Consider the following 21,550-nt stretch of genomic DNA (forward strand, 5'->3'; position numbering starts at 1 on the left):
CGAAGTTCGACGGCGCGGACGAGGTCGTGACGATCGACGGGCTGCGCGTCGAGTATCCGGACGGCTTCGGCCTCGCGCGCTCGTCGAACACGACGCCGGTGGTCGTGCTGCGCTTCGAGGCGGAGACACAGGAAGGGCTCGAGCGTATCCAGGCGGATTTCCGCCGCGTGCTGACGGCTGCGAAGCCGGACGTCAATCTGCCGTTCTGAGCGCGCGGCCTGACGGCCGCCAACCGGCGCGACGGTCGCACGAGCCGTCGCGCGTTCCCCCCAAAAGCGGCGCATGCCAGCGGCATGCGGCCGCTTTTTGTCTGTGCGAGCGCCGCGGCGCGATAAAATCGCGTCTTTATGCCTGTCGCCGGCCATCCGCCGGCGTTTTTTCAGCGTGCAAAAGATCCTGATCGTGCGCGTGTCGTCGCTGGGCGACGTCGTGCACAACATGCCGGTGATCGCCGATATCCGGCGTCGCCATCCCGATGCGCAGATCGACTGGCTCGTCGAGGAGAGCTTCGTCGACCTCGTGCGGCTCGTCGACGGCGTGCGCAACGTGCTGCCGTTCTCGCTGCGCCGCTGGCGCCGGAAGCCGTTCTCGGGCGCGACGTGGCGCGAGATCGGCGCATTCCGCAAGCGCGTCGCGGCCGAACAGTACGATCTCGTGATCGATTGCCAGGGGCTCATCAAGACCGCGTGGGTCGCGAGCTGGGCGCGCGGCCCGCTCGTCGGCCTCGGTAACCGCACCGACGGCGCCGGCTACGAATGGCCGGTGCGCTTCTTCTATCGCAAGCGCGTGCCGATCGCGCCGCGCACGCATGTGGTCGAGCGCTCGCGCCAGCTCGTCGCGGCCGCGCTGGGCGACCCGGCGCCGACGCCGGCCGATCCGATCGACTTCGGCCTCGATACGCGCGCGGCGGCGCTTGCGGTCGGCGCGCTCGGCCTGAACCTGCCGGTACCCTACGTGGTGTTCGTGCACGCGACCTCGCGCGCCGACAAGCAATGGCCCGACGCCGCGTGGATCGAGCTCGGCCAGGCGCTGGTGCGGCGCGGCGCGTCGCTCGTGCTGCCGTGGGGCAACGACGCGGAGCGCGCGACCAGCGAGCGGCTCGCGAAGGAGTTCGGCGCGGCCGCGATCGTGCCGCCGCGGCTGTCGCTGCCGGCCGTGGTCGGGCTGATCGACGGCGCGGCCGCGACCGTCGGGGTTGACACAGGTCTGGTTCACATCGCGGCAGCGCTGAAGCGCCCGACGGTCGAACTGTACAATTTCGCGACGGCGTGGCGCACCGGCGGTTACTGGTCGCCGAACGTCGTCAATCTCGGCACGGCGGGGCAGCCGCCGTCGATCTCACAGGTGAAGGCGGCGCTCGCGGGCTTCGGTCTGCTGTGATGCCCGCCATACCTGCCCCGCCTTGCCTGCCTGTCACGCACGCGAACCGATCATGAGCGAATCCCAGATCATCGAAGTCCCGTCCGCCGACTGGAGCGGACACAACCTGTCGACGCCGCGCGAGCAGCTGCTGGCCGCGGTCGAGGAGGGCAAGGTGCTGTATTTCCCGCATCTGCGCTTCGCGATCGAAGGCGGCGAGGAAGCGCTGCTCGATCCGGCGCTGGCCGATCCGAAGCGCAAGAACATCAGCCTCGCGCCGAACGGCGGCGCGCTCGCCGGCGTGCTCGGCGACAGCGTCACGCAGTCGGCCGTGCGCGCGCTGGTCGCGCGCTTCCAGAAGCAGGCCGGCACGCTGGTCGACGGGCTCTTTCCCGAATATCGCGGCAAGTTGCGCGTCGCGCCGACGAGCCTGCGGCTGATGCAGGTCGAGACGCGCCAGACGTCGTGGCGCAAGGACGACAGCCGGCTGCACGTCGACGCGTTCCCGTCGCGGCCCAACTACGGCGAGCGCATCCTGCGCGTGTTCACCAACGTGAACCCGGCCGGGCAGCCGCGCGTGTGGCGCGTCGGCGAGCCGTTCGAGACCGTCGCGAAGCGCTTCCTGCCGAAGATCCGCCCGCAGCTGCCGGGCTCCGCGTGGCTGCTGAACCTGCTGCACGTGACGAAGTCGCCGCGCAGCGCCTACGACCACCTGATGCTGAACCTGCACGACAGCATGAAGGCCGATCTCGACTACCAGAAAACCTGCTCGCAGCAGACGATCCCGTTTCCGCCGGGCAGCGTGTGGATATGTTTCTCCGATCAGGCTTCTCACGCTGTGATGTCCGGCCAGTTCATGCTCGAGCAGACGTTCTTCCTGCCGGTCGACGCGATGGTGCGCCGCGAATGCGCACCGCTCGGCATTCTCGAGCGCCTGACCGGCAGGACGCTGGTTTGAGCGCGCGCCGCATCGCCGCCGGCGACGGAGCCCGTTCATGCTGAGGGCGATCTATCGCGCGCTGTGGTGGCTCGTCGCGCCGGTCGCGATGGTCCGGCTCTATGTGCGTTCGCGCAAGGAGCGCGGCTATCGTGAGCATATCGGCGAGCGCTTCGGCTACGTCGCCGGCCGCTCGCCCGACGACCGTGCGCCGCTGATCTGGGTGCATGCGGTGTCGGTGGGCGAGACGCGCGCGGCGCAGCCGCTGATCGATGCGCTGATGCGTGCGCGCCCCGACGCGCGCATCCTGCTCACGCACATGACGCCGAGCGGCCGCGCGACCGGCGAGCAACTGTTCGGCGAGCGCGTGCTGCGCTGCTATCTGCCGTACGACATGCCGGGCGCGGTGCGCCGCTTTCTACATGCATGGCGGCCGACGCTGGGCCTCGTGATGGAAACCGAGGTGTGGCCGACGCTGATCGACGAATGCCGCCGCGCCGACGTGCCGCTCGTGCTGACCAATGCGCGGATGTCCGCGCGGTCGCACCGGCGCGCGGCGAAATTCGGCAACGCGACGCGCGACGTGTTCGGCGGCTTCTCGCGCGTGCTCGCGCAGAGCCCGGCCGACGCGGAGCGGCTGACGTCGCTCGGCGCGCGCAACGTGGCCGTGCTCGGCAACCTGAAGTTCGACATGACGACGCCGCCGGAGCTGGCCGCGCGCGGCCATGCATGGCGCGATGCGATCGGCACGCGGCCCGTGTGGGTCGCCGCGAGCACGCGCGAGAACGAGGAGGCGCTGGTGCTGCAGGCGTTCGCCGCGATGCGTACGCCCGGCGCGCTGCTGATTCTGGTGCCGCGCCATCCGCAGCGCTTCGCCGAGGTCGAGGCGCTGGTCGCGCGTCAGGGCCTGAAGTGCGTGCGGCGTTCGGTGTGGGGTGCGAATGCCGCGGCGCTCGCAGCGGGCCGGCCTGCCGCGGCGGAGCCGTTGCCGTCCGACGTGACGGTCCTGCTCGGCGATTCGATGGGCGAGCTGGGCGCGTACTACGCGGCCGCCGACATCGCGTTCATCGGCGGCAGCCTGCTGCCGCTCGGCGGGCAGAATCTGATCGAGGCGTGTGCGGTCGGCGTGCCGGTGCTGATCGGCCCGCACGTGTTCAACTTCACGCAGGCGACCGCCGATGCGGTCGCGGCCGGCGCCGCGCTGCAGGTCGCCGATCCGCTCGATCTCGCGCACGTGCTCGACGCGCTGTTCGCGGACCACGCGCGGCGCATCGCGATGGGCGCGGCCGGCTCGGCGTTCGCGGCGCGCCATCGCGGCGCGACCGCGCGCTCGGTCGACGTGCTCGCGGCGCTGCTGCCGGCCGTCGAGCGCGGCACGCGCACGGCGCAGCAAGTCTCCGACGACGACTGACCGCGGGCCGGCACGGCGGCAGCGGGCCGCTGCCGCGCGGCGGCTCAGACCGTCAGCAATCCCTTCTTTTCGATGAACGCGATGACGTCGGCGACGCCGTCGAGCGCCTTCAGGTTCGTCATCACGTAAGGGCGCTCGCCGCGCATCTTCTTCGTGTCGGACGCCATCACGTCGAGGTTCGCGCCGACGAGCGGCGCGAGGTCGGTCTTGTTGATCACCAGCAGGTCGGACTTCGTGATGCCCGGGCCGCCTTTGCGCGGAATCTTCTCGCCGCCGGCGACGTCGATCACGTAGATCGTCAGGTCCGACAGCTCGGGGCTGAACGTCGCCGCGAGATTGTCGCCGCCCGACTCGATGAACACGACGTCGGCATCGGGGAAGCGCGACAGCATGCGATCGACCGCTTCGAGGTTGATCGACGCATCCTCGCGGATCGCCGTGTGCGGGCAGCCGCCCGTCTCGACGCCCATGATGCGTTCCTCGGGCAGCGCGCCCGCGACCGTCAGCAGGCGCTGGTCTTCCTTCGTGTAGATGTCGTTGGTGATCGCGACGAGGTCGTAGGTGTCGCGCATCGCCTTGCACAGCATTTCGAGCAGCGTGGTCTTGCCGGAGCCGACCGGGCCGCCGATGCCGACGCGCAGCGGCGGCAGTTTCTTGGTGCGGCGGGCGGGCGAGGAAGCAGGTGCGTTCATGGTGTGTGGAGCAGGTTCAGGAGCGGAACAACCGCGAATACTGGGTTTCGTGCCGCGCGGACAGGATGCCCAGTTGCGGCGCGAACGTGTTGACGGCGTCGGGCGGCGTCGCGAGCGCGCGCTTCACGGCCGCGTCGATCGCGCCGCGCAGCGCGACGATGATGCGCTGGCCGGCAAGCTGGCCGAGCGGCACCGCTTTCAGCGCGGCCGAGGTCTGGTTCTCGACCCAGCCGAACGCGTATGCGGCGAGCGTCGCGTCGGCGCCGGCGTCGTGCGCGGCGGCCGCGTAGGCGAACGCGGTGGGCAGCGCGATGGGCTTCAGCGCGGCGAGCGTCGCGCGGCGCGCGGCATCGCCCCATTCGAGCGAGGCGCAAAGCTGCGCGAGCGACCAGCCCATCTGCTCGGTTTCGCGGCGCAATTCCGCCGACTCGCGGCTCGCGACGAACCACGCGTTCTCGCGCGCCAGTGCGTCGGCGTCGTGCGCGTGCCAGCGCGCGAGCTGGTGCGCGAGGAACGGCAGTTCGCCGTGCGCGAGCACGTCGGTCAGCCCGCTCGCGATCCAGTCGCGCGCGGTGTCGGCGTCGCGGATCAGGTTCGCGTCGAGCGCGGCCTCGAAGCCCTGCGAATAGCTGAATGCGCCGATCGGCAGCGCGGGCGACGCGAGATGCAGCAGCGCGACGAGCTCAGTGGTGGTCATGGCCGTGGTGGCCGTGCGCGCAGCCCGGGCCGTGTTGGTGATCGTGGTCGTGATCGTGCGGATGCGCGTGCCCGTGGTGTTCGCCGAACACCTGCTGCGCGAGCGCGTAATCCTCGGCGAACGTCGCATCGTGGCCATGCTTGTGGCCGCCGCCGTAGGCGCCGACTTCCGGCTGGAACGGCGCCAGCGCTTCGTCGACCTGCGTGCCGAGCCGGCGCAGCATGTCCGCGAGCACCGGATCGGCTTCGAGCTTCAGGTAGCCGTCGCCGATCTCGACCGGCGTGTGCCGGTTGCCGAGGTGATACGCGGCGCGCATCAGCGTGAGCGGATCGTGCGCACGCACGAGCAGCACCGTTTCGGGCGCCGCGACGATGCGCACCAGCGCGCCGTCGTCGGCGACCAGCACGTCGCCGTCGCGCAGCACGGTGCCGCGCGGCAGCAAGACGGCGACGTCCTCGCCGGTATCGAGCGTGGCCGCGACGCGGCTCTTGCAACGGGCGTCAAAGGCGAGCGTGAGGGTCGGCGCGCGCGCGACGAGCGACGCGGCGAGCTTCACGTTGGGGGCGATGCGTTTGTCGAGCGTGCGCATGAAACGAAGACCGGCAATCAGAACAGGAAATAGCGCTGCGCCATCGGCAGCACCGTCGCGGGCTCGCAGGTGAGCAGCTGGCCGTCGGCGATCACGTCGTAGGTTTCCGGATCGACGCTGATCGACGGCCGCCACGCGTTGTGGATCATGTCGGCCTTCGTCACGTTGCGGCAGTTGCGCACCGGCACGATCCGCTTCGCGAGCCCGTAGCGCTCGGCGATGCCCGCGTCGGCGGCCATCTGCGACACGAAGGTCAGCGACGTGCGCGCGAGCGCACCGCCGCGCGTGGCGAACATCTCGCGGTAATGGACCGGCTGCGGCGTCGGGATCGACGCGTTCGGGTCGCCCATCTGCGCCATCGCGATCATCCCGCCCTTCAGGATCATCGACGGCTTGATGCCGAAGAACGCCGGCTCCCACAGCACGAGGTCGGCCCACTTGCCGGGCTCGATCGAGCCGACTTCGTGCGCGATCCCGTGCGTGATGGCCGGGTTGATCGTGTACTTCGCGACGTAGCGCTTCGCGCGGAAGTTGTCGTTGCGCGCGTTGTCCTCCGGCAGCGCACCGCGCTGCACCTTCATCTTGTGCGCGGTCTGCCAGGTGCGGATGATCACCTCGCCGACGCGGCCCATCGCCTGCGAATCGGACGACAGCATCGACAGCGCGCCGAGGTCGTGCAGGATGTCCTCGGCCGCGATCGTCTCGCGGCGGATCCGCGATTCGGCGAACGCGAGGTCTTCCGCGATCGACGGGTCGAGGTGGTGGCACACCATCAGCATGTCGAGATGCTCGTCGAGCGTGTTGATCGTGTACGGGCGCGTCGGATTCGTCGACGACGGCAGCACGTTCGATTCGCCGCACACCTTCAGGATGTCCGGCGCATGGCCGCCGCCCGCGCCTTCGGTGTGGTACGTGTGGATCGTGCGGCCCTTGAACGCGGCGACCGTCGATTCGACGAAGCCGCCTTCGTTCAGCGTGTCGGTGTGGATCGCGACCTGCGTGTCGGTGTCGTCGGCGACCGACAGGCAGTTGTCGATCGCGGCGGGCGTCGTGCCCCAGTCCTCGTGCAGCTTCAGGCCGATCGCGCCGGCCGCGATCTGCTCGACGAGCGGCTGCGGCACGCTCACGTTGCCCTTGCCGAGGAAGCCGAGGTTAATCGGCCAGCCGTCGGCCGCCTGCAGCATCCGCTCCATGTGCCACGGGCCCGGCGTGCAGGTGGTCGCGTTGGTGCCGGTGGCCGGCCCCGTGCCGCCGCCGAGCATCGTCGTGACGCCCGATGCGAGCGCCTCGTCGATCTGCTGCGGGCTGATGAAGTGGATGTGCGTATCGATGCCGCCCGCGGTGACGATCAGTCCTTCGCCGGCGATCACCTCGGTGGCCGCGCCGATCGCGATCGTCACGCCGGGCTGGATGTCCGGGTTGCCGGCCTTGCCGATCGCGGCGATGCGGCCGTGCTTGATCGCGATGTCGGCCTTCACGATGCCCCAGTGGTCGAGGATCACCGCGTTGGTGATGATGGTGTCGGGTACGTCGGCGGCCACGCGCTGCGACTGGCCCATCCCGTCGCGGATCACCTTCCCGCCGCCGAATTTCACTTCCTCGCCGTAGATCGTGTAGTCGCGCTCGATCTCGATCAGCAGTTCGGTGTCGGCGAGCCGCACGCGGTCGCCCGTCGTCGGCCCGAACATTTCCGCGTACGCGCGGCGGCTCAAGCGTAGTGTCATGTGCTGTTCCTGAAGAGCGGGGCGCGGCTTACAGCGGCCCCATCACCTTGCCCTGAAAACCGTAGACGGCGCGGTCGCCGGCCAGCTCGACGAGCTCGACGGTGCGCGTCTGGCCCGGCTCGAAGCGCACGGCCGTGCCGGCCGCGATGTTCAGCCGGAAACCGCGCGCGGCCGCGCGATCGAACGACAGCGCGTCGTTGACTTCGAAGAAGTGGTAATGCGAGCCGACCTGCACCGGCCGGTCGCCGGTGTTCGCGACGACGAGCGAGCGCGTCGCGCGGCCGGCGTTCAGTTCGTGCTCGCCGTCGTCGGTGAGGATTTCGCCGGGGATCATGCGTGCTACCTCGATCACGGAATCGGATGGTGGACGGTGACGAGCTTGGTGCCGTCGGGGAAGGTCGCTTCGACCTGGATGTCGGGGATCATCTCGGGAACGCCGTCCATCACGTCGTCGCGCGTGAGCAGCGTCGTGCCGTAGTGCATCACCTCGGCGACGGTCTTGCCGTCGCGCGCGGCTTCCATCAGCGCGGCGGTGATGAACGCGACCGCTTCCGGATAGTTCAGCTTCAGCCCGCGCGCGCGGCGGCGCTCGGCCAACAGCGCTGCCGTGAAGATCAGCAGCTTGTCCTTCTCTCGGGGAGTCAGTTTCATGAAGGCAGTCGTTCAGGAAAACGTAATTGTTGTCGATGCACGGGAGGCCGGCATGCTCGCGGCTCATCGTAGCACCGCGCCGTTTTCCGGGTGGCATGTATTGCTTATGTAATCAGCAAGGTGCGTGCCATGCCGCGAGCCCGCCGGCGATGCATCGATGCGCGCTCGTGGTGCGCGATGCATGAAACGGGGGCGCGTCAGATGGGGCGTTGCGTCGGATTGGTGCGTGCGCTCAGGTTTGCCAGAGGCGCAGCGGACGTGCGTCGACGCGATGCACAATCGGGCGCAGCGCGAGCCAGCAGTCAGTGAAATGGCGTTGCAACGCCTCCATCGACGTGGCGAGCGTGCGCACCAGCACGACGCCCGGCGTCACGCAGGTCGCGCCGGCGCGCAGCGTGTCGTCGAACGGCATGCGTGCGGCGAGCGACTCGGCCAGCGCGGCGTCGCATGCGGCGCCGGCCGCCCACAGCGTGCCGTACACGGGGAAGCCGGCGAGGCCCTGCAACGCGCCGCGCAGCGGATCGTGCGCGTCGAGCAGCGCGCGTTCGGTCCAGAGCGGCCGGCCGTCGGCATCGACGAGCGTCGCGTGCGACGCGATGCGGCCGGCCGACCACGTTTCGCCGGCCGCCTGCCGGCCGAGCTGCGTCGCGTCCCAGCCGATCGCGCTCGCGTGCGCGCCCAGCGACAGCGTGAAGTCGAGCGCGGCATGCGCGGCATCGAAGAACAGGTTGTTCTGCGGCAGCCAGTCGAGCTTCGCGTGCGCGCCGACCTTGATGTCGATGCGCTGCGTCGCGTCGAGCCCGTTCGACTTGTACCACTTGGTTGCGCCGGGCGTCGTCAGCACCGCATGGGTGCCGTCGCCGAGCGCGATGTCGAGGTCGAGGCGGTCGCCGCCCGCGACCCCGCCCGGCGGGTGAACGATCACCGCGTGGCAGACGCCGTCGCCTTCCGGGTACAGCGGCCGCTGCACGCGCAGCGGCCCTTCATGCAGCCGGTGCACGAGCGTCGTGCGCATGCCGTGCCGCTCGAAGCCGAGTTCGAGGCGGCCGCGCCATGACTTGGCGGCGGCGGGGCGGGACAGGCAAGCGTGGGAATCGGCGGCGGACATCGGCGGGAAGCTGGGACAGGCGGACGAAACGACGATGCTAACGCAACAATATGCGCTTGGGCGGCGCGGGTTGTCGGTTGCTGCTCGCCGTCGCCTGCCGCCGCCGCCATTACACCGCGATCAACTCGCGCACGCCGTTCGTTTCCATATCCTGCGCCTCGCCGCCCGCGACGATCTCGCCGCGGCTCATCACCCAGTAGCGATCGGCGATCGAGCGCGCGAAATCGTAATACTGCTCGACCAGCAGCACGGTCATCTTCGATTCGTCGACGAGCTGACGCAGCGTGCGCCCGATGTCCTGGATGATCGACGGCTGGATCCCTTCGGTCGGCTCGTCGAGGATCAGCAACTGCGGTTCGCTCATCAGCGCGCGGCCGATCGCCAGCTGCTGCTGCTGGCCGCCGGAAAGGTCGCCGCCGCGTCGCGCGCGCATGTCCTTCAGCACCGGGAACAGTTCGTAGATCCGGTCGGGCACCTTCGACGGCGCCTTGCGGCTCGCCGCGCCGACCAGCAGGTTTTCCTCGACGGTCAGCCGCGGAAAGATGTCGCGGCCCTGCGGCACGTACGCGAGCCCGGCCGCGACGCGCGCATACGGCGGCAGCGTGCCGAGCGCGGTGCCGCGCCACGACACGCTGCCGCTCTTCGCCGCGACGACCCCCATCAGGCAGCGCAGCAGCGTGCTCTTGCCCACGCCGTTGCGGCCGAGCAGCACGGTCAGCTTGCCGTCGTCGGCGCTCAGGTTCACGTTGCGCAGGATATGGCTGCCGCCGTAATACTGGTTCAGTGCATCGATCTTGAGCATCGCATCATCGTCCGAGGTATGACTCGATCACCGCGTCGTCGCGCTTGACCTGGTCGAGCGTGCCTTCCGCGAGCACCGCGCCTTCGGCCATCACCGTCACGCGGCCCGTGTCGCCCGCGAGCGCGGCGACGAACTCCATGTCGTGCTCGACGACCATCATCGAGCAGGTGCCGCGCAGCGTGTTCAGCAGCTTCGCGAGCTCCATCGTCTCGTGGTCGGTCATCCCGGCCGCGGGCTCGTCGAGCAGCAGCAGCGCCGGGCGCTGCATCAGCAGCATGCCGATCTCGAGCCGCTGCTTCTGGCCGTGCGACAGCTCGCCGGCCGCGCGATACGCATCGCTTTCGAGGCCGATCAGCGTGAGCGTGTCCTCGATCTTCGCCTGCGCCGCGCGGTCGAGCCGCGCGCGCAGCGACGCGAGCCAGCCCTTGTCGGTCTGCATCGCGAGTTCGAGGTTTTCCCACACCGGATGCTGCTCGAACACGGTCGGCTTCTGAAACTTGCGGCCGATCCCGGCGCGCGCGATCTCGGGTTCGCTCATCCGCGCGAGGTCGATGGTCTGGCCGAGAAACACCTTGCCCGCATCGGGGCGCGTCTTGCCGGTGATCACGTCCATCATCGTCGTCTTGCCCGCGCCATTCGGGCCGATCACGCAGCGCAGCTCGCCCGCGTCGATCGCGAGCGACAGCTTGTTCAGCGCGCGAAAGCCGTCGAAGCTCACCTCGATGTCCTCGAGATACAGGATCGTGCCGTGCGACGTGTCGATGCCGGCGGGCATCACGCGGCCCATCGACGCGGTGCCGCTGACCGCGAGCAGCTCGTCTTCGGCTGGCGGCGTGAACTGGTAGAGCGCTGTGCCGTTCATCCGCGCTTCCCCTTGGCGAGCAGCGTGTCGACGAGGCCCATGATTCCGCGCGGCAGCAACAGCGGCACCAGCACGAAGATCAGGCCGAGAAAGAACAGCCAGTATTCGGCGAAGTACGCGGTGAAGAAGCTCTTCGCACCGTTGACCGCGAACGCGCCGACGATCGGCCCGATCAGCGTGCCGCGGCCGCCGACGGCGACCCAGATCGCCATTTCGATCGAGTTGCCGGGCGACATCTCGCCGGGGTTGATGATGCCGACCTGCGGCACGTACAACGCGCCGGCGATCGCGCACAGCACGGCCGACAGCGTCCACACGAACAGCTTGTACGCGAGCGGGCTGTAGCCGAGGAACATCAGCCGCGTCTCGCCGTCGCGCACCGCGGTGACCACGCGCCCGAGCTTGCTCGACACGATCGCGCGCGCCGCGATGAACGCGAGCACGAGCGTCGCGAAGCTGAGCAGCAGCAACACGGTGCGGGTGCCGGGCGACGTGATCGGGAAGCCGGCGATGCGCTTGAAGTCGGTGAAGCCGTTGTTGCCGCCGAAGCCCGTCTCGTTGCGAAAGAACAGCAGCATCGCGGCGAACGTCAGCGCCTGCGTGATGATCGACAGGTACACGCCCTTCACGCGCGAACGGAACGTGAAGAAGCCGAACACCCAGGCCAGCACGGCGGGCACGAGCACGACCAGCGCGAGCGCCCATGCGAGATGCTGCGTGCCGCTCCAGTACCACGGCAACTGGTGCCAGTCGAGGAACACCATGAAGTCGGGCAGGTCGCTGCCGTACTTGCCGTCGCGGCCGATCTCGCGCATCAGGTACATGCCGATCGCGTAGCCGCCGAGCGCGAAGAACAGCCCGTGGCCGAGGCTCAGGATGCCGCAGTAGCCCCACACCAGATCGAGCGCGAGCGCGGCGATCGCGTAGCACATCAGCTTGCCGGCGAGCGTCATCGTGTATGCGGACAGATGGAACGCGCTCGCCTCGGGCGCGACCAGCGCGGCGAGCGGCACGCCGATGCCGATCGCGACGCACAGCGCGATCAGCGCGAGCCACGCGCGGCGCGACAGCAGCGCCGGACGCGGCGGCAGGCCGAGCGCGAAGCCGGCGTCGCCGCGCGCGGCGGCCGCTGCGGGCTGCGGCGCGCCCGCGACCGGGTTCGACAGGGAATCGGTGATTGAAGTCATGTCAGGCCTCCGCGCTGCGTCCCTTCGGGGCGAACATCCCCTGCGGGCGTTTCTGGATGAACAGCACGATCATCACGAGCACCGCGATCTTCGCGAGCACGGCGCCCCAGAACGGCTCGATCGCCTTGCTGACGAGGCCGAGCCCGAAGCCGCCGAGCACGGTGCCGGCGATCTGGCCCACGCCGCCGAGTACGACCGCCATGAACGAATCGATGATGTAGTTCTGCCCGAGGTCAGGGCCCACGTTGCCGATCTGCGACAGCGCGCAGCCGCCGAGGCCCGCGATGCCCGCGCCGAACGCGAACGCATACACATCGACGCGCGCGGTCTTCACGCCGACGCACGCGGCCATCCGCCGGTTCTGCGTGACGGCGCGCACGAACAGCCCGAGCCGCGTCTTCGTCAGCACGGCCCACGCGACGAACACGACCGCGAGCGCGAACGCGAGGATCACGAGCCGGTTGTAAGGCAGGATCAGGTTCTGCATCACCGACACGCCGCCGCTCATCCACGACGGGTTCACCACCTGCACGTTCTGTGCGCCGAACAGCATGCGGGTCGCCTGGATCAGGATCAGGCTCACGCCGAAGGTCGCGAGCAGCGTCTCGAGCGGGCGGCCGTACAGATGCCGCAGCACGAGCCGTTCGAGCACGATGCCCACGAGCGCGGCCGCCGCGAACGATACCGGCACCGCGACGAGCGGATACCAGTCGAATGCGGCCGGCGCATAGCGCTGGATCAGCGTCTGCACGACATAGGTTGCGTACGCACCGATCATCAGGAATTCGCCGTGCGCCATGTTGATCACGCCGATCAGCCCGTACGTGATCGCGAGGCCGAGCGCGGCGAGCAGCAGCACGCTGCCGAGCGACAGGCCCGCGAACACCGTGCCCACGATTTCGCCGCGACGCTGCAGCGCGTGCAGGGCGTCGAGCCCTTGTTGCGCGGCTTCGCGCACGCGTGCATCGGGCTCGGCGTAGCTGCCGTCCGCGTTCTTCGCGACGAGCGGGCGCAACTGCTCGATCATGTCGAGATCCTGGCGCGCGGCCACCACCTGCGCGGCTTCGAGACGCTTCGCCGGATCGGCGTCGTGCAGCGCGGCGATCGCCCACAGCGCGTCGAGGCGGCGCTTCAGCACCGGATCGGTTTCCTTTGCGCGTGCGCGGTCGATCATCGGCTTGAGCGCAGGGTCGGGCGACTTCAGCAGCGCGTCGATCGCGTCGCGACGCGTCGCGACATCGGGCGATGCGAGTGCGAGGCCCGAGCGCGCGCCGGCGATCTTCGTGCGCAGCAGGTTGTTCAGCATCACCGGCTGCGCGTCGCCGGCCGGCGTCGCGGCCTGCGTGAGCGCATCGTGCGCGGTGTCGCCGGTCTGGATCAGCAGGCGGCCGTCGGCGGTCGCGAGCGCGTCGCCGGTCGACAGCGCATCGAGCAGCGCGGCGGCGCGCGGATCGGCGTCGGCGGCAAGGCGCTCGACTGCGGCCGTCTTCGCGTCGAAGTCGTCGCCGGCGAGCGCGGCGGTATCGGCGGCCGTCAGTGCGAATGCGGCGCGCGGCAGTGCGAGCGCGAGCATCGCGCCAGCGACGAGCGCGACGGCCGCGCGGCGAAAGCGTGTAGGCATCGGGGATTCCTGTCGGGCTGGGGAAAGCGCACGCGGGGGCCGCCGCGCGGCTGCGTGCGGCGCGGCGCCGCACGCGTGAAGCGGCGCACCGCGCGCGGATGCGACCGGAGCGCCGCGTGCAACGTGCGCGACGTGTGCGACGTATGCAGCGCGTGCGCTCCGGCCGGCATCAGGCGAGCGCCGCGCGCTGCCGGCGCAGGAACGCCGGGATCGAGCTGACGACGTCCGGCTTGCCCTGGTTACCCGCGATGAACGGGCTCCACGGCTGTGCGCGCACGGCCGTCTTGGTCTTCCACACGACGTTGAATTGCCCGTCGCCGCGGATCTCGCCGATCATCACCGGCTTGTGCAGGTGGTGGTTGCCGTCCATCGTGAGTGTGAAGCCCGACGGCGCGGCGACGGTCTGGCCGATCATCGCGACGCGCACCTTGTCGACGTCGGTGCTCTTCGCCTTCTCGACGGCCTGCTTCCACATATGGATGCCTACGAAGGTGGCCTCCATCGGATCGTTGGTCACGCGCTTCGCGCCGCCCGGCAGGTTGTTCGCCTTCACCCACGCGGCGAACTGGTCCTTGAACTTCGTGTTGGTCGGGTTCTTCACCGACATGAAGTAGTTCCATGCGGCAAGGTGGCCGACGAGCGGCTTCGTGTCGATCCCGCGCAGTTCCTCCTCGCCGACCGAGAACGCGACCACCGGCACGTCGGTCGCCTTGATCCCCTGGTTGCCGAGCTCCTTGTAGAACGGCACGTTCGAATCGCCGTTGATGGTCGAGATCACGGTCGTCTTGCCGCCTTGCGCGAAGTTCTTGATGTTCGCGACGATGGTCTGGTAATCGCTGTGGCCGAACGGCGTGTAGACCTCCTGAATGTCGGCGTCCTTCACGCCCTTCGATTTCAGGAACGCGCGCAGGATCTTGTTGGTCGTGCGCGGATACACGTAGTCGGTGCCGAGCAGGAAGAAGCGCTTGGCGCCGCCGCCTTCGGCGCTCATCAGGTACTCGACGGCCGGGATCGCCTGCTGGTTCGGCGCCGCGCCCGTGTAGAACACGTTGCGCGACATTTCCTCGCCTTCATACTGCACCGGGTAGTAGAGCAGACCGTTGAGCTCCTCGAACACCGGCAGCACCGACTTGCGCGACACCGACGTCCAGCAGCCGAACACGCACGCGACCTTGTCCTGCGTGAGCAGCTGGCGCGCCTTCTCGGCGAACAGCGGCCAGTTCGAGGCAGGATCGACGACCACCGGCTCCAGCTTGCGACCCATCACGCCACCGTTCTTGTTGATGTCGGCGATCGTCATCAGCGCGGTGTCCTTCAGCGACGTCTCGGAGATCGCCATCGTGCCCGACAGCGAGTGCAGGATGCCGACCTTGATCGGGCCGGTGCCTGCATCGGCCGCATGCGCGAACGGACTCTTGCCCGCCAGCGCGAGCGCACCGGCCATCGAACCGAACTTCAGCAGACTGCGACGTTTCATCGATATCCCCTTGACGTGTTGGTTGTGCGTGCGCCGTGGACGGCGCCGGCATCCGTGTAACGCAAGGCATGTGCCAGTCGTGTCGATGCACGCCCGGCGTGCCGTTACGGCGCGATGCGGGGCGTCGGTGCGGTGCGCGTGGCGCGTCGTGCGGCATCGGCGATCCGTCGCGGTGCGCTCGGGCGGGCGGAAATGGTGCATCCGCGTGCGGGCGCACGCATCACGTGCGCTCGGACGGGGCGGGACGGGGCAGGAGAGGGCGCGACAGGCGACGATAGGGCGGCAACCGTCGGCGGAAATGAAACGGGCGCGCAATGCGCGCCCGTTCGGCGAATCGGTGCGACCGCGGCGAGCGGTCGGCGTGGCGGCGCATGACGCGCCGCGCGGAAGGTCAGTAGCGCGGCACGGCGGGATCGACGTCGCGCGACCACGCGTCGATTCCGCCTTGCAGGTTGTACAGCTTCGTGAAGCCGCGCGATTCGAGGAACATCGCGACCTGCGCGCTGCGCATCCCGTGATGGCACACGCAGACGATCTCGGCTTCGTCGTCGAGCTCCTCGCTGCGTGCGGGAATCTGCTGCATCGGGATCGACACGCTGCCGGCGATCTGGGCGGTCGAGATTTCCCACGGTTCGCGCACGTCGAGCACGACCGGCGCCGGTCGTGCCGGATCGCGCAGCCAGTCGGCGAGCATCGCGGGCGTCAGGATCTGCATGGCTGCGCCGCCGCTCAGAACTTGAAGCGCGACGGCTCGATCGCGTTCACGAGGTGGTTCACGTAGGTTTCGAACACGTCGGCGACGCGGTACTGCTTGTCGTCGATGCGCGTGATGATCTGCGCCTTCATCACCGGACGGCCGCCGACGAATGCCGACAGGCGGCCGCCGACCTTCAGCTGTTCGAGCATCTGCTGCGGCACGACCGGCAGGCCGCCTGCGACGCAGATCACGTCGTACGGCGCCTTGGCGGGCCAGCCGAGCGAGCCGTCGCCGAGCACGACTTCGGCGTTCGTCACGCCGTCGTTGCGCAGGTTGTCGGCTGCGAACTTCGCGATCGTCGGATCGATGTCGACCGCCGTCACGTGCTGCGCGCGATGTGCGAACAGGGCGGCCAGGTAGCCGGAGCCCGCACCGATCACGAGGACGTTCTCGTGCTTCTTGACCGCCAGATCCTGCAGCACGCGCGCTTCGACGCGCGGGAACAGCATCTTGCTGGTGCCGCCCGGCAGCGGCAGTTCGAGATCGGCGAACGCCAGATCGCGGTGTTCGGGCAGAACGTAGTTTTCTCGCTTGACGATCGACAGCAGGCCCAGGACGTCCAGGTCCAGCACGTCCCACGGCCGGATCTGTTGTTCGATCATGTTGAAACGCGCGTTTTCGATATTCATGGTGTGGTCACGCAGCCAAATCGGCCGTCAGCGGGGATAGAAAAACTTCGTGATTGTACCAAACGGGGCGTCGGCAAAGCCTTCAGGCAGCCTGCAACAGACCTTTACGCATTGCTCTTCTTGATCTGCGCCTCGAACGCGAGGTCCAGCTTGCTGGCCTTGCGCGGCTTTTTGGGGCCGAATTCGTCGACGAAGCGGACGAATTCGTCGAGCGGAAGCGGTTCGCTGCGTTTTTCGGCGGTGCCGCCCGAGCGGTCGACCAGATAGAACAGGCCGCCGGCCATCGCAACGGCCGCGAACTGCGGGTTGCCGGAGCGGGCCTTCAGGCGTTCGACCGCGTTGGTCGCTTTGGTGGTGCGCATGGTGCGGATGGTTGCAGAGGCGTCGAGCCCCTTACTTTATCAAACCAGCCGCCCGCATGTGCCGCGCCGCGCTAGACGGTGCGCGAATAGCGCTGGCGTGGTGTTTGCGCCAGATACGCGTCGAAGGCCATCGCGATGTTGCGCACCACCATCCGGCCGGCCGGATGGATCGTCAGGCGGTCGCCGGCGATGCTGAGCAGCCCGTCGCGCTCGAACGGGCGCAGCGCTTCCAGCTCGCGCGCGAAGTGCTCGGCGAAGTGCACGCCGTGCGCCGCTTCGATGTGCGAGAACGGCAGCTCGAGGTTGCACATCAGCTGCGTGATCACGTCGCGGCGCAGGCGGTCTTCGGCCGTCAGACGCACGCCGCGCGCGATCGGCAGCCGGCCCGCGTCGAGGGCGGCACCGTAGCCGGGCAGGTCCTTCGCGTTCTGCGCGTAGACGTCGCCGACCTTGCCGATCGACGACACGCCGATCCCGATCAGATCGGTATCGGCCCGCGTGCTGTAGCCCTGGAAATTGCGCTGCAGCGTGCCGTTTTGCTGCGCGCGCACGAGTTCGTCGGTCGGCTTCGCGAAGTGATCCATCCCGATGTAGACGTAGCCGGCCGACGTCAGCATGTCGATCGCGAGGCCGAGCAGCGCGATGCGCGTTTCGGGCGACGGCAGCGTGGCGTCGTCGATCTGCCGCTGCATCTTGAACAGGTGCGGCATGTGCGCGTAGCCGAACACCGACAGGCGGTCCGGCGCGAGCTCGATGATCGTCTCCAGCGTGCGTGCGAACACGGCGACCGTCTGGTGCGGCAGCCCGTAGATCAGGTCGACGCTGACCGAATGGAAGCCCGTCGTGCGTGCGGCCGAGATCAGGTCGGCCGTCATCGCGCGTGGCTGCACGCGGTTGATCGCCTGCTGCACGACCGGGTCGAAATCCTGCACGCCGAGGCTCAGCCGGTTGAAGCCGATATTGCGCAGATGCACGAGCGTCGCCGGCGTGACGGTGCGCGGGTCGATCTCGATCGAGAATTCGGCGTCCATGTCCGGCGCGAGCGTGAAATGCTCGCGCGTGGCGGCCATCAGCTCGGCCGTCTCGGCATCGGACAGGAAGGTCGGCGTGCCGCCGCCCCAGTGCAGCTGCGTGACCGGGCGCGCGGGGTCGAACAGCGCGGCCTGCAGCGCGAGCTCGCGCTTCAGCTGTTCAAGGTACGGGCGCGCGCGCCGGTGGTTGTTGGTCGCGATCTTGTTGCAGCCGCAGTAGAAGCAGGCCGTGTTGCAGAACGGGATGTGGAAGTACAGCGACAGCTCGCTCGACGACGCACCGGGATCGCGCGCGGCGCGCGCGTAGTCGGCCGGATCGAAATCGTCGCGGAACTGCAGGGCGGTCGGGTAGGACGTATAGCGCGGGCCGTTCGCGCCGTATTTCGCGAGCAAATCGGGGCGGAACAGGGTGTCGGCAGAACCGGAGCTCATGATGGTCTCGCGCTATTCGAATGCGTCCGAGTATATAAACGCGCGCTCCGGCCGCATTGTGTAATAACGTCGCAGCCGGCGGTGGCACAATGTGCGGTGGGCCGCCGCACGCCGCGTCCGGTTGCCGCACCGTTTTTGTTGTCTGTTCGAGAGAGCCGAGTGTCCGTCGAAATACCTGTCCGGCCGGCGTCCGCCGATGCCGTGTCGCCGCATGCGTGCCGCCCCGGCTGCGGCGCGTGCTGCATCGCGCCATCGATTTCCTCGCCGATTCCCGGGATGCCGAACGGCAAGCCCGCAGGCGTGCGCTGCGCGCAGCTCGGCGACGATCTGCAGTGCCGGATTTTCGGCCGACCGGAGCGGCCCGCGTGCTGTTCGGGATTGCAGCCGTCCGCCGAGATGTGCGGCGTGTCGCGCGACGACGCGCTTGCATGGCTCGCGCACCTCGAGATCGCCACGCAGCCTTCGCCAGACGCGGGCGCCGGCCGTTAGCCAGCCGTCGCGCCGTCGCGCCGCGGCGCGCGGGCGGTGCGCCCGTGGAACCCGCCGCGCGCGACGCCGCACTAACGTCGGTGCATCGCACTTCATCGCACGGCCGGTCGTCCGACCGCGGCCGCGCCCGATACAGGAGATTGTCCAGCATGACCGCACCTTGCACGCCCGGCCGGCGCCGTTTCGTCGCCGCCTGTGCCGGCGCACTCGGCGTGTCGATATCGCTTGCCGCCTGCGCGTCGACGTTCCCGTTCATTCCGGATCACTACACGTTTTCGCGCGGCGACGTGCAGAAAGCCGTCGCGCGCAAGTTCCCGTACGAGCGGACCGTCGCGCAGGTCGTCGACGTCGCGCTCGCGAATCCGGCCGTCAACCTGCTGCCTGACCAGAACCGCGTTGCGGTGCAGCTGGATGCGCATTTCACGAGTCCGTTCCTGCGCGAACCGGTGAGCGGCAAGTTCACCGTGTCGGGCCAGCTGGCTTACGACGCGCCGAGCCGCTCGGTCGTGCTGAAGGCGCCGGCCGTCGACAATCTCGTGCTCGACGGCGACGCGCAAATGTACGCGCAACAGGTCGGCGCGGCGGCCGGGCTGCTCGCGACGCAGGTGCTGACCAACTACCCGATCTACACGTTCAAGCCCGAGCAACTTCAATTTGCCGGCGTGAACTACGAACCCGGTACAATTACGATTCTTACAAACGGCATACGCGTGGCGATCGTCGAGAAATGACGGCGCAGCGCGCGCGGCCGGGCGGGCCGCGGCGCTGACGTGGCCGTTTCTTTCGACTACTTCGGAGTTGGGCCACGGATGGACTGGATCCTGATCTGCAAGGCATTGATCCTCGGCGTCGTCGAGGGGCTGACGGAATTCCTTCCGGTGTCGAGCACCGGCCACCTGATCGTTGCGGGCAGCTTCCTCAATTTCAACGATGCGCACGCGAAGACGTTCGACGTCGTGATCCAGTTCGGCGCGATCCTGGCGGTGTGCTGGGAATACCGCGAACGGATCGTGTCGGTCGTGTGCGGGCTGCCGAGCCGGCCCGACGCGCGGCGCTTCACGCTGAACGTCGTGATCGCCACGATTCCGGCGATCGCGCTCGGCCTGCTGCTGGAGAAGAAGATCAAGGCCGTGCTGTTTTCGCCGGTGCCGGTCGCGTTTGCGCTGGTCGTCGGCGGCGCGATCATCCTGTGGGCCGAGGCGCGGCAGCGCGAGCGTAGCGAGCCGCCGCGCGTGCAGTCGGTCGACGCGTTGACTCCGCTGGATGCGCTGAAGGTCGGCATCGCGCAATGCTTCGCGCTCGTGCCGGGCATGTCGCGCTCGGGCTCGACGATCATCGGCGGGATGCTGTTCGGGCTCGACCGGCGTGTCGCGACCGAGTTCTCGTTCTTCCTCGCGATTCCGATCATCTTCGGCGCGACGCTGTATGAAACCGTCAAGGATTGGCAGGCGTTCACGGTCGACTCGCTCGGCCTGTTCGCGCTCGGGCTGGTTGCCGCGTTCGTCAGTGCGTTCGTGTGCGTGCGCTGGCTGCTGCGCTTCGTCGCGACGCACGATTTCACCGTGTTCGCGTGGTACCGGATCGCGTTTGGGCTGTTCGTGCTGCTCGTCGGTTACAGCGGATGGCTCAACTGGGCGTGACGCCCGGCGTTGAAGGCAGTGGTCAATGACGAACGGCCCGATCGGCAGATGCCGGTCGGGCCGTTTTGCGTTGCGCGGGGTGCGTCGGGTTCAGGCGGCGCGCTTGCGGAACACCAGATCCCAGACGCCGTGGCCGAGCCGCAGGCCGCGGCGTTCGAACTTCGTGACCGGGCGGTAGTCGGGGCGCGGCGCGTAGTCGGCCGCGGTGTTTTCGAGCGTCGGCTCGGCGCTGAGCACTTCCAGCATTTGCTCGGCGTAGTTTTGCCAGTCGGTCGCGCAATGCAGGTACGCGCCGGGTTTCAGGCGCGCCGCGAGCTGTGCGACGAGCGGCGGCTGGATCAGCCGGCGCTTGTGGTGGCGCGCCTTGTGCCACGGGTCGGGGAAGAAGATGTGCACGCCGTCGAGGCTTTCCGGGGCGAGCATGTGCTCGAGCACTTCGACCGCGTCGTGCTGGATGATGCGGATGTTCGTCAGGCCTTGTTCGCCGATCAGCTTCAGCAGCGCGCCGACGCCCGGCTCGTGCACTTCGACGCCGAGGAAATCGTCGCCGGGGCGGTGCGCGGCGATTTCGGCGGTCGATGCGCCCATCCCGAAGCCGATCTCGAGGATGCGCGGTGCGCTGCGGCCGAACACGGCGTCCCAGTCGGGCAGCGTCGGTGCGTACGGGACGACGAAGCGCGGGCCGAGTTCGTCGATCGCGCGGCGCTGGCCGGTCGACACGCGGCCGGCGCGCGTCACGAAGCTGCGGATGCGGCGGTGGTGCAGCGGGTTGACTTCGTCGGCGCCGTCGGCGGCTTCGTCGGGAAGGGCGGCGTCGTCCGGCGGCAGGCCGGCTTCGTTCGGATCGTCGTGCATCATCGGTGACTGAGTAAGACTCGGTTCGGGCGCGAGGCCGTTACGCGTAGCGGTGCGCCGGATGAACGGGCACATGGTACAAAAAAGCCGCCTTCGACGAGGCGGCTCTTGCGCTGGCTGCCGGGCAGCCGAAGGTGGAGCGGGCGATGGGAATCGAACCCACGTCATCAGCTTGGGAAGCTGAGGTAATGGCCATTATACGACGCCCGCAGAACGCGCAATTGTACAGGGGGTTGGG

23 protein-coding genes, 1 tRNA gene and 1 pseudogene are annotated in these 21,550 nt (G+C 68.7%); 7 read left to right on the forward strand and 18 right to left on the reverse strand.

Annotation, left to right across the window (positions count from 1 at the left end):
• The 4 genes and pseudogenes from C3Y15_RS27860 to waaA form a co-directional block, all read left to right on the forward strand.
• Nucleotides 1-209, forward strand: a pseudogene (locus tag C3Y15_RS27860) (phosphomannomutase/phosphoglucomutase); the annotation flags it as partial.
• A 73-nt stretch (nt 210-282) separates the two neighbouring features.
• Nucleotides 283-1,380, forward strand: coding sequence for a lipopolysaccharide heptosyltransferase I (gene waaC, locus C3Y15_RS27865; protein ID WP_011883561.1), 1,098 nt, complete (start codon nt 283-285; stop codon nt 1,378-1,380).
• A 52-nt stretch (nt 1,381-1,432) separates the two neighbouring features.
• On the forward strand, nt 1,433-2,317 hold the full coding sequence (locus tag C3Y15_RS27870) for a Kdo hydroxylase family protein (protein ID WP_011883563.1): 885 nt from the start codon (nt 1,433-1,435) through the stop codon (nt 2,315-2,317).
• A 37-nt stretch (nt 2,318-2,354) separates the two neighbouring features.
• Nucleotides 2,355-3,707, forward strand: coding sequence for a lipid IV(A) 3-deoxy-D-manno-octulosonic acid transferase (gene waaA, locus C3Y15_RS27875; protein WP_069246157.1), 1,353 nt, complete (start codon nt 2,355-2,357; stop codon nt 3,705-3,707).
• Between the two features lie 44 nt (nt 3,708-3,751).
• Here the strand turns inward: waaA and ureG are convergent, their stop codons facing one another.
• The 16 genes from ureG to hemN form a co-directional block, all read right to left on the reverse strand.
• Nucleotides 3,752-4,399, reverse strand: a complete 648-nt coding sequence (ureG, locus tag C3Y15_RS27880) for an urease accessory protein UreG (RefSeq protein ID WP_034194089.1) — start codon at nt 4,397-4,399, stop codon at nt 3,752-3,754.
• Nucleotides 4,400-4,415: 16 nt separating this feature from the next.
• Nucleotides 4,416-5,096 carry an urease accessory protein UreF gene (locus C3Y15_RS27885; protein WP_011883576.1) on the reverse strand — a complete coding sequence of 227 codons (681 nt, stop codon included), beginning with the start codon at nt 5,094-5,096 and terminating at the stop codon, nt 4,416-4,418.
• The gene (ureE, locus tag C3Y15_RS27890) at nt 5,083-5,685 is read right to left on the reverse strand and encodes an urease accessory protein UreE (RefSeq protein ID WP_069246158.1); all 603 of its coding nucleotides are present in this window, start codon (nt 5,683-5,685) and stop codon (nt 5,083-5,085) included. The genes C3Y15_RS27885 and ureE overlap by 14 nt, the downstream gene beginning before the upstream one ends.
• Nucleotides 5,686-5,702: 17 nt before the next feature.
• Nucleotides 5,703-7,409 (reverse strand): urease subunit alpha, encoded by a 1,707-nt coding sequence (ureC, locus tag C3Y15_RS27895; RefSeq protein WP_014722585.1) that lies wholly within the window; start codon nt 7,407-7,409, stop codon nt 5,703-5,705.
• Nucleotides 7,410-7,437: 28 nt separating this feature from the next.
• Nucleotides 7,438-7,743, reverse strand: a complete 306-nt coding sequence (locus C3Y15_RS27900; protein ID WP_011883582.1) for an urease subunit beta — start codon at nt 7,741-7,743, stop codon at nt 7,438-7,440.
• Between the two features lie 14 nt (nt 7,744-7,757).
• Complete coding sequence (gene ureA, locus C3Y15_RS27905; RefSeq protein ID WP_006406310.1) at nt 7,758-8,060, reverse strand: urease subunit gamma; 303 nt, start codon at nt 8,058-8,060, stop codon at nt 7,758-7,760.
• Between the two features lie 232 nt (nt 8,061-8,292).
• Complete coding sequence (locus tag C3Y15_RS27910) at nt 8,293-9,168, reverse strand: urease accessory protein UreD (protein ID WP_011883584.1); 876 nt, start codon at nt 9,166-9,168, stop codon at nt 8,293-8,295.
• A 109-nt stretch (nt 9,169-9,277) separates the two neighbouring features.
• Nucleotides 9,278-9,970, reverse strand: coding sequence for an urea ABC transporter ATP-binding subunit UrtE (urtE, locus tag C3Y15_RS27915; protein WP_011883585.1), 693 nt, complete (start codon nt 9,968-9,970; stop codon nt 9,278-9,280).
• A 4-nt stretch (nt 9,971-9,974) separates the two neighbouring features.
• Nucleotides 9,975-10,832, reverse strand: a complete 858-nt coding sequence (urtD, locus tag C3Y15_RS27920) for an urea ABC transporter ATP-binding protein UrtD (protein ID WP_011883587.1) — start codon at nt 10,830-10,832, stop codon at nt 9,975-9,977.
• On the reverse strand, nt 10,829-12,019 hold the full coding sequence (gene urtC, locus C3Y15_RS27925) for an urea ABC transporter permease subunit UrtC (RefSeq protein ID WP_011883589.1): 1,191 nt from the start codon (nt 12,017-12,019) through the stop codon (nt 10,829-10,831). The genes urtD and urtC overlap by 4 nt, the downstream gene beginning before the upstream one ends.
• Nucleotide 12,020: 1 nt before the next feature.
• A complete protein-coding gene (gene urtB / locus C3Y15_RS27930) occupies nt 12,021-13,640 on the reverse strand; it encodes an urea ABC transporter permease subunit UrtB (RefSeq protein WP_069246159.1) in 1,620 nt (539 codons plus the stop codon).
• 169 nt (nt 13,641-13,809) lie between these two features.
• Entirely contained in the window at nt 13,810-15,117 is a 1,308-nt protein-coding gene (urtA, locus tag C3Y15_RS27935; RefSeq protein ID WP_011883592.1) for an urea ABC transporter substrate-binding protein, read from the reverse strand.
• A 391-nt stretch (nt 15,118-15,508) separates the two neighbouring features.
• On the reverse strand, nt 15,509-15,832 hold the full coding sequence (locus tag C3Y15_RS27940; protein WP_034194095.1) for a rhodanese-like domain-containing protein: 324 nt from the start codon (nt 15,830-15,832) through the stop codon (nt 15,509-15,511).
• A 14-nt stretch (nt 15,833-15,846) separates the two neighbouring features.
• The gene (locus tag C3Y15_RS27945) at nt 15,847-16,503 is read right to left on the reverse strand and encodes a protein-L-isoaspartate O-methyltransferase (protein WP_014722591.1); all 657 of its coding nucleotides are present in this window, start codon (nt 16,501-16,503) and stop codon (nt 15,847-15,849) included.
• A gap of 104 nt (nt 16,504-16,607) precedes the next feature.
• Nucleotides 16,608-16,865, reverse strand: coding sequence for a hypothetical protein (locus C3Y15_RS27950; RefSeq protein WP_034194096.1), 258 nt, complete (start codon nt 16,863-16,865; stop codon nt 16,608-16,610).
• 71 nt (nt 16,866-16,936) lie between these two features.
• Complete coding sequence (gene hemN, locus C3Y15_RS27955; RefSeq protein ID WP_046425136.1) at nt 16,937-18,328, reverse strand: oxygen-independent coproporphyrinogen III oxidase; 1,392 nt, start codon at nt 18,326-18,328, stop codon at nt 16,937-16,939.
• A gap of 159 nt (nt 18,329-18,487) precedes the next feature.
• Here hemN and C3Y15_RS27960 point away from each other — a divergent pair, with 159 nt between their 5' ends.
• The 3 genes from C3Y15_RS27960 to C3Y15_RS27970 all read left to right on the forward strand — a co-directional run bounded on the left by C3Y15_RS27960 (nt 18,488) and on the right by C3Y15_RS27970 (nt 20,457).
• Complete coding sequence (locus tag C3Y15_RS27960; RefSeq protein ID WP_011883601.1) at nt 18,488-18,817, forward strand: YkgJ family cysteine cluster protein; 330 nt, start codon at nt 18,488-18,490, stop codon at nt 18,815-18,817.
• Between the two features lie 149 nt (nt 18,818-18,966).
• Nucleotides 18,967-19,548 carry a DUF1439 domain-containing protein gene (locus C3Y15_RS27965; RefSeq protein ID WP_011883603.1) on the forward strand — a complete coding sequence of 194 codons (582 nt, stop codon included), beginning with the start codon at nt 18,967-18,969 and terminating at the stop codon, nt 19,546-19,548.
• Nucleotides 19,549-19,626: 78 nt separating this feature from the next.
• Nucleotides 19,627-20,457 (forward strand): undecaprenyl-diphosphate phosphatase, encoded by an 831-nt coding sequence (locus C3Y15_RS27970; protein ID WP_011883604.1) that lies wholly within the window; start codon nt 19,627-19,629, stop codon nt 20,455-20,457.
• Between the two features lie 90 nt (nt 20,458-20,547).
• Here C3Y15_RS27970 and trmB read toward each other — a convergent pair whose 3' ends face one another.
• Together trmB and C3Y15_RS27980 are read right to left on the reverse strand one after the other, a co-directional pair.
• Nucleotides 20,548-21,315: a tRNA (guanosine(46)-N7)-methyltransferase TrmB gene (gene trmB, locus C3Y15_RS27975; RefSeq protein WP_011883607.1), complete on the reverse strand. Its 768-nt coding sequence runs from the start codon at nt 21,313-21,315 to the stop codon at nt 20,548-20,550.
• A gap of 132 nt (nt 21,316-21,447) precedes the next feature.
• Nucleotides 21,448-21,522 (reverse strand) — tRNA-Gly (locus C3Y15_RS27980).
• Nucleotides 21,523-21,550: the final 28 nt, after the last annotated feature.

Source organism: Burkholderia sp. B10 (assembly GCF_004368385.1).
GTDB classification, from domain to species: Bacteria; Pseudomonadota; Gammaproteobacteria; order Burkholderiales; family Burkholderiaceae; genus Burkholderia; species Burkholderia vietnamiensis.

What these genes read in the sequence shown, in the direction of transcription:
- waaA (WP_069246157.1), top strand. Translation starts at nt 2,355, where the DNA reads ATGCTGAGGGCGATCTATCGCGCGCTGTGGTGGCTCGTCGCGCCGGTC.
- urtB (WP_069246159.1), bottom strand. Translation starts at nt 13,640, where the DNA reads ATGCCTACACGCTTTCGCCGCGCGGCCGTCGCGCTCGTCGCTGGCGCG.
- C3Y15_RS27945 (WP_014722591.1), bottom strand. Translation starts at nt 16,503, where the DNA reads ATGAATATCGAAAACGCGCGTTTCAACATGATCGAACAACAGATCCGG.
- urtD (WP_011883587.1), bottom strand. Translation starts at nt 10,832, where the DNA reads ATGAACGGCACAGCGCTCTACCAGTTCACGCCGCCAGCCGAAGACGAG.
- C3Y15_RS27940 (WP_034194095.1), bottom strand. Translation starts at nt 15,832, where the DNA reads ATGCAGATCCTGACGCCCGCGATGCTCGCCGACTGGCTGCGCGATCCG.
- ureG (WP_034194089.1), bottom strand. Translation starts at nt 4,399, where the DNA reads ATGAACGCACCTGCTTCCTCGCCCGCCCGCCGCACCAAGAAACTGCCG.
- C3Y15_RS27965 (WP_011883603.1), top strand. Translation starts at nt 18,967, where the DNA reads ATGACCGCACCTTGCACGCCCGGCCGGCGCCGTTTCGTCGCCGCCTGT.
- urtE (WP_011883585.1), bottom strand. Translation starts at nt 9,970, where the DNA reads ATGCTCAAGATCGATGCACTGAACCAGTATTACGGCGGCAGCCATATC.
- ureA (WP_006406310.1), bottom strand. Translation starts at nt 8,060, where the DNA reads ATGAAACTGACTCCCCGAGAGAAGGACAAGCTGCTGATCTTCACGGCA.
- waaC (WP_011883561.1), top strand. Translation starts at nt 283, where the DNA reads ATGCCAGCGGCATGCGGCCGCTTTTTGTCTGTGCGAGCGCCGCGGCGC.
- C3Y15_RS27970 (WP_011883604.1), top strand. Translation starts at nt 19,627, where the DNA reads ATGGACTGGATCCTGATCTGCAAGGCATTGATCCTCGGCGTCGTCGAG.
- C3Y15_RS27950 (WP_034194096.1), bottom strand. Translation starts at nt 16,865, where the DNA reads ATGCGCACCACCAAAGCGACCAACGCGGTCGAACGCCTGAAGGCCCGC.
- C3Y15_RS27870 (WP_011883563.1), top strand. Translation starts at nt 1,433, where the DNA reads ATGAGCGAATCCCAGATCATCGAAGTCCCGTCCGCCGACTGGAGCGGA.
- trmB (WP_011883607.1), bottom strand. Translation starts at nt 21,315, where the DNA reads ATGATGCACGACGATCCGAACGAAGCCGGCCTGCCGCCGGACGACGCC.
- hemN (WP_046425136.1), bottom strand. Translation starts at nt 18,328, where the DNA reads ATGAGCTCCGGTTCTGCCGACACCCTGTTCCGCCCCGATTTGCTCGCG.
- urtC (WP_011883589.1), bottom strand. Translation starts at nt 12,019, where the DNA reads ATGACTTCAATCACCGATTCCCTGTCGAACCCGGTCGCGGGCGCGCCG.
- C3Y15_RS27900 (WP_011883582.1), bottom strand. Translation starts at nt 7,743, where the DNA reads ATGATCCCCGGCGAAATCCTCACCGACGACGGCGAGCACGAACTGAAC.
- ureC (WP_014722585.1), bottom strand. Translation starts at nt 7,409, where the DNA reads ATGACACTACGCTTGAGCCGCCGCGCGTACGCGGAAATGTTCGGGCCG.
- ureE (WP_069246158.1), bottom strand. Translation starts at nt 5,685, where the DNA reads ATGCGCACGCTCGACAAACGCATCGCCCCCAACGTGAAGCTCGCCGCG.
- C3Y15_RS27910 (WP_011883584.1), bottom strand. Translation starts at nt 9,168, where the DNA reads ATGTCCGCCGCCGATTCCCACGCTTGCCTGTCCCGCCCCGCCGCCGCC.
- C3Y15_RS27885 (WP_011883576.1), bottom strand. Translation starts at nt 5,096, where the DNA reads ATGACCACCACTGAGCTCGTCGCGCTGCTGCATCTCGCGTCGCCCGCG.
- urtA (WP_011883592.1), bottom strand. Translation starts at nt 15,117, where the DNA reads ATGAAACGTCGCAGTCTGCTGAAGTTCGGTTCGATGGCCGGTGCGCTC.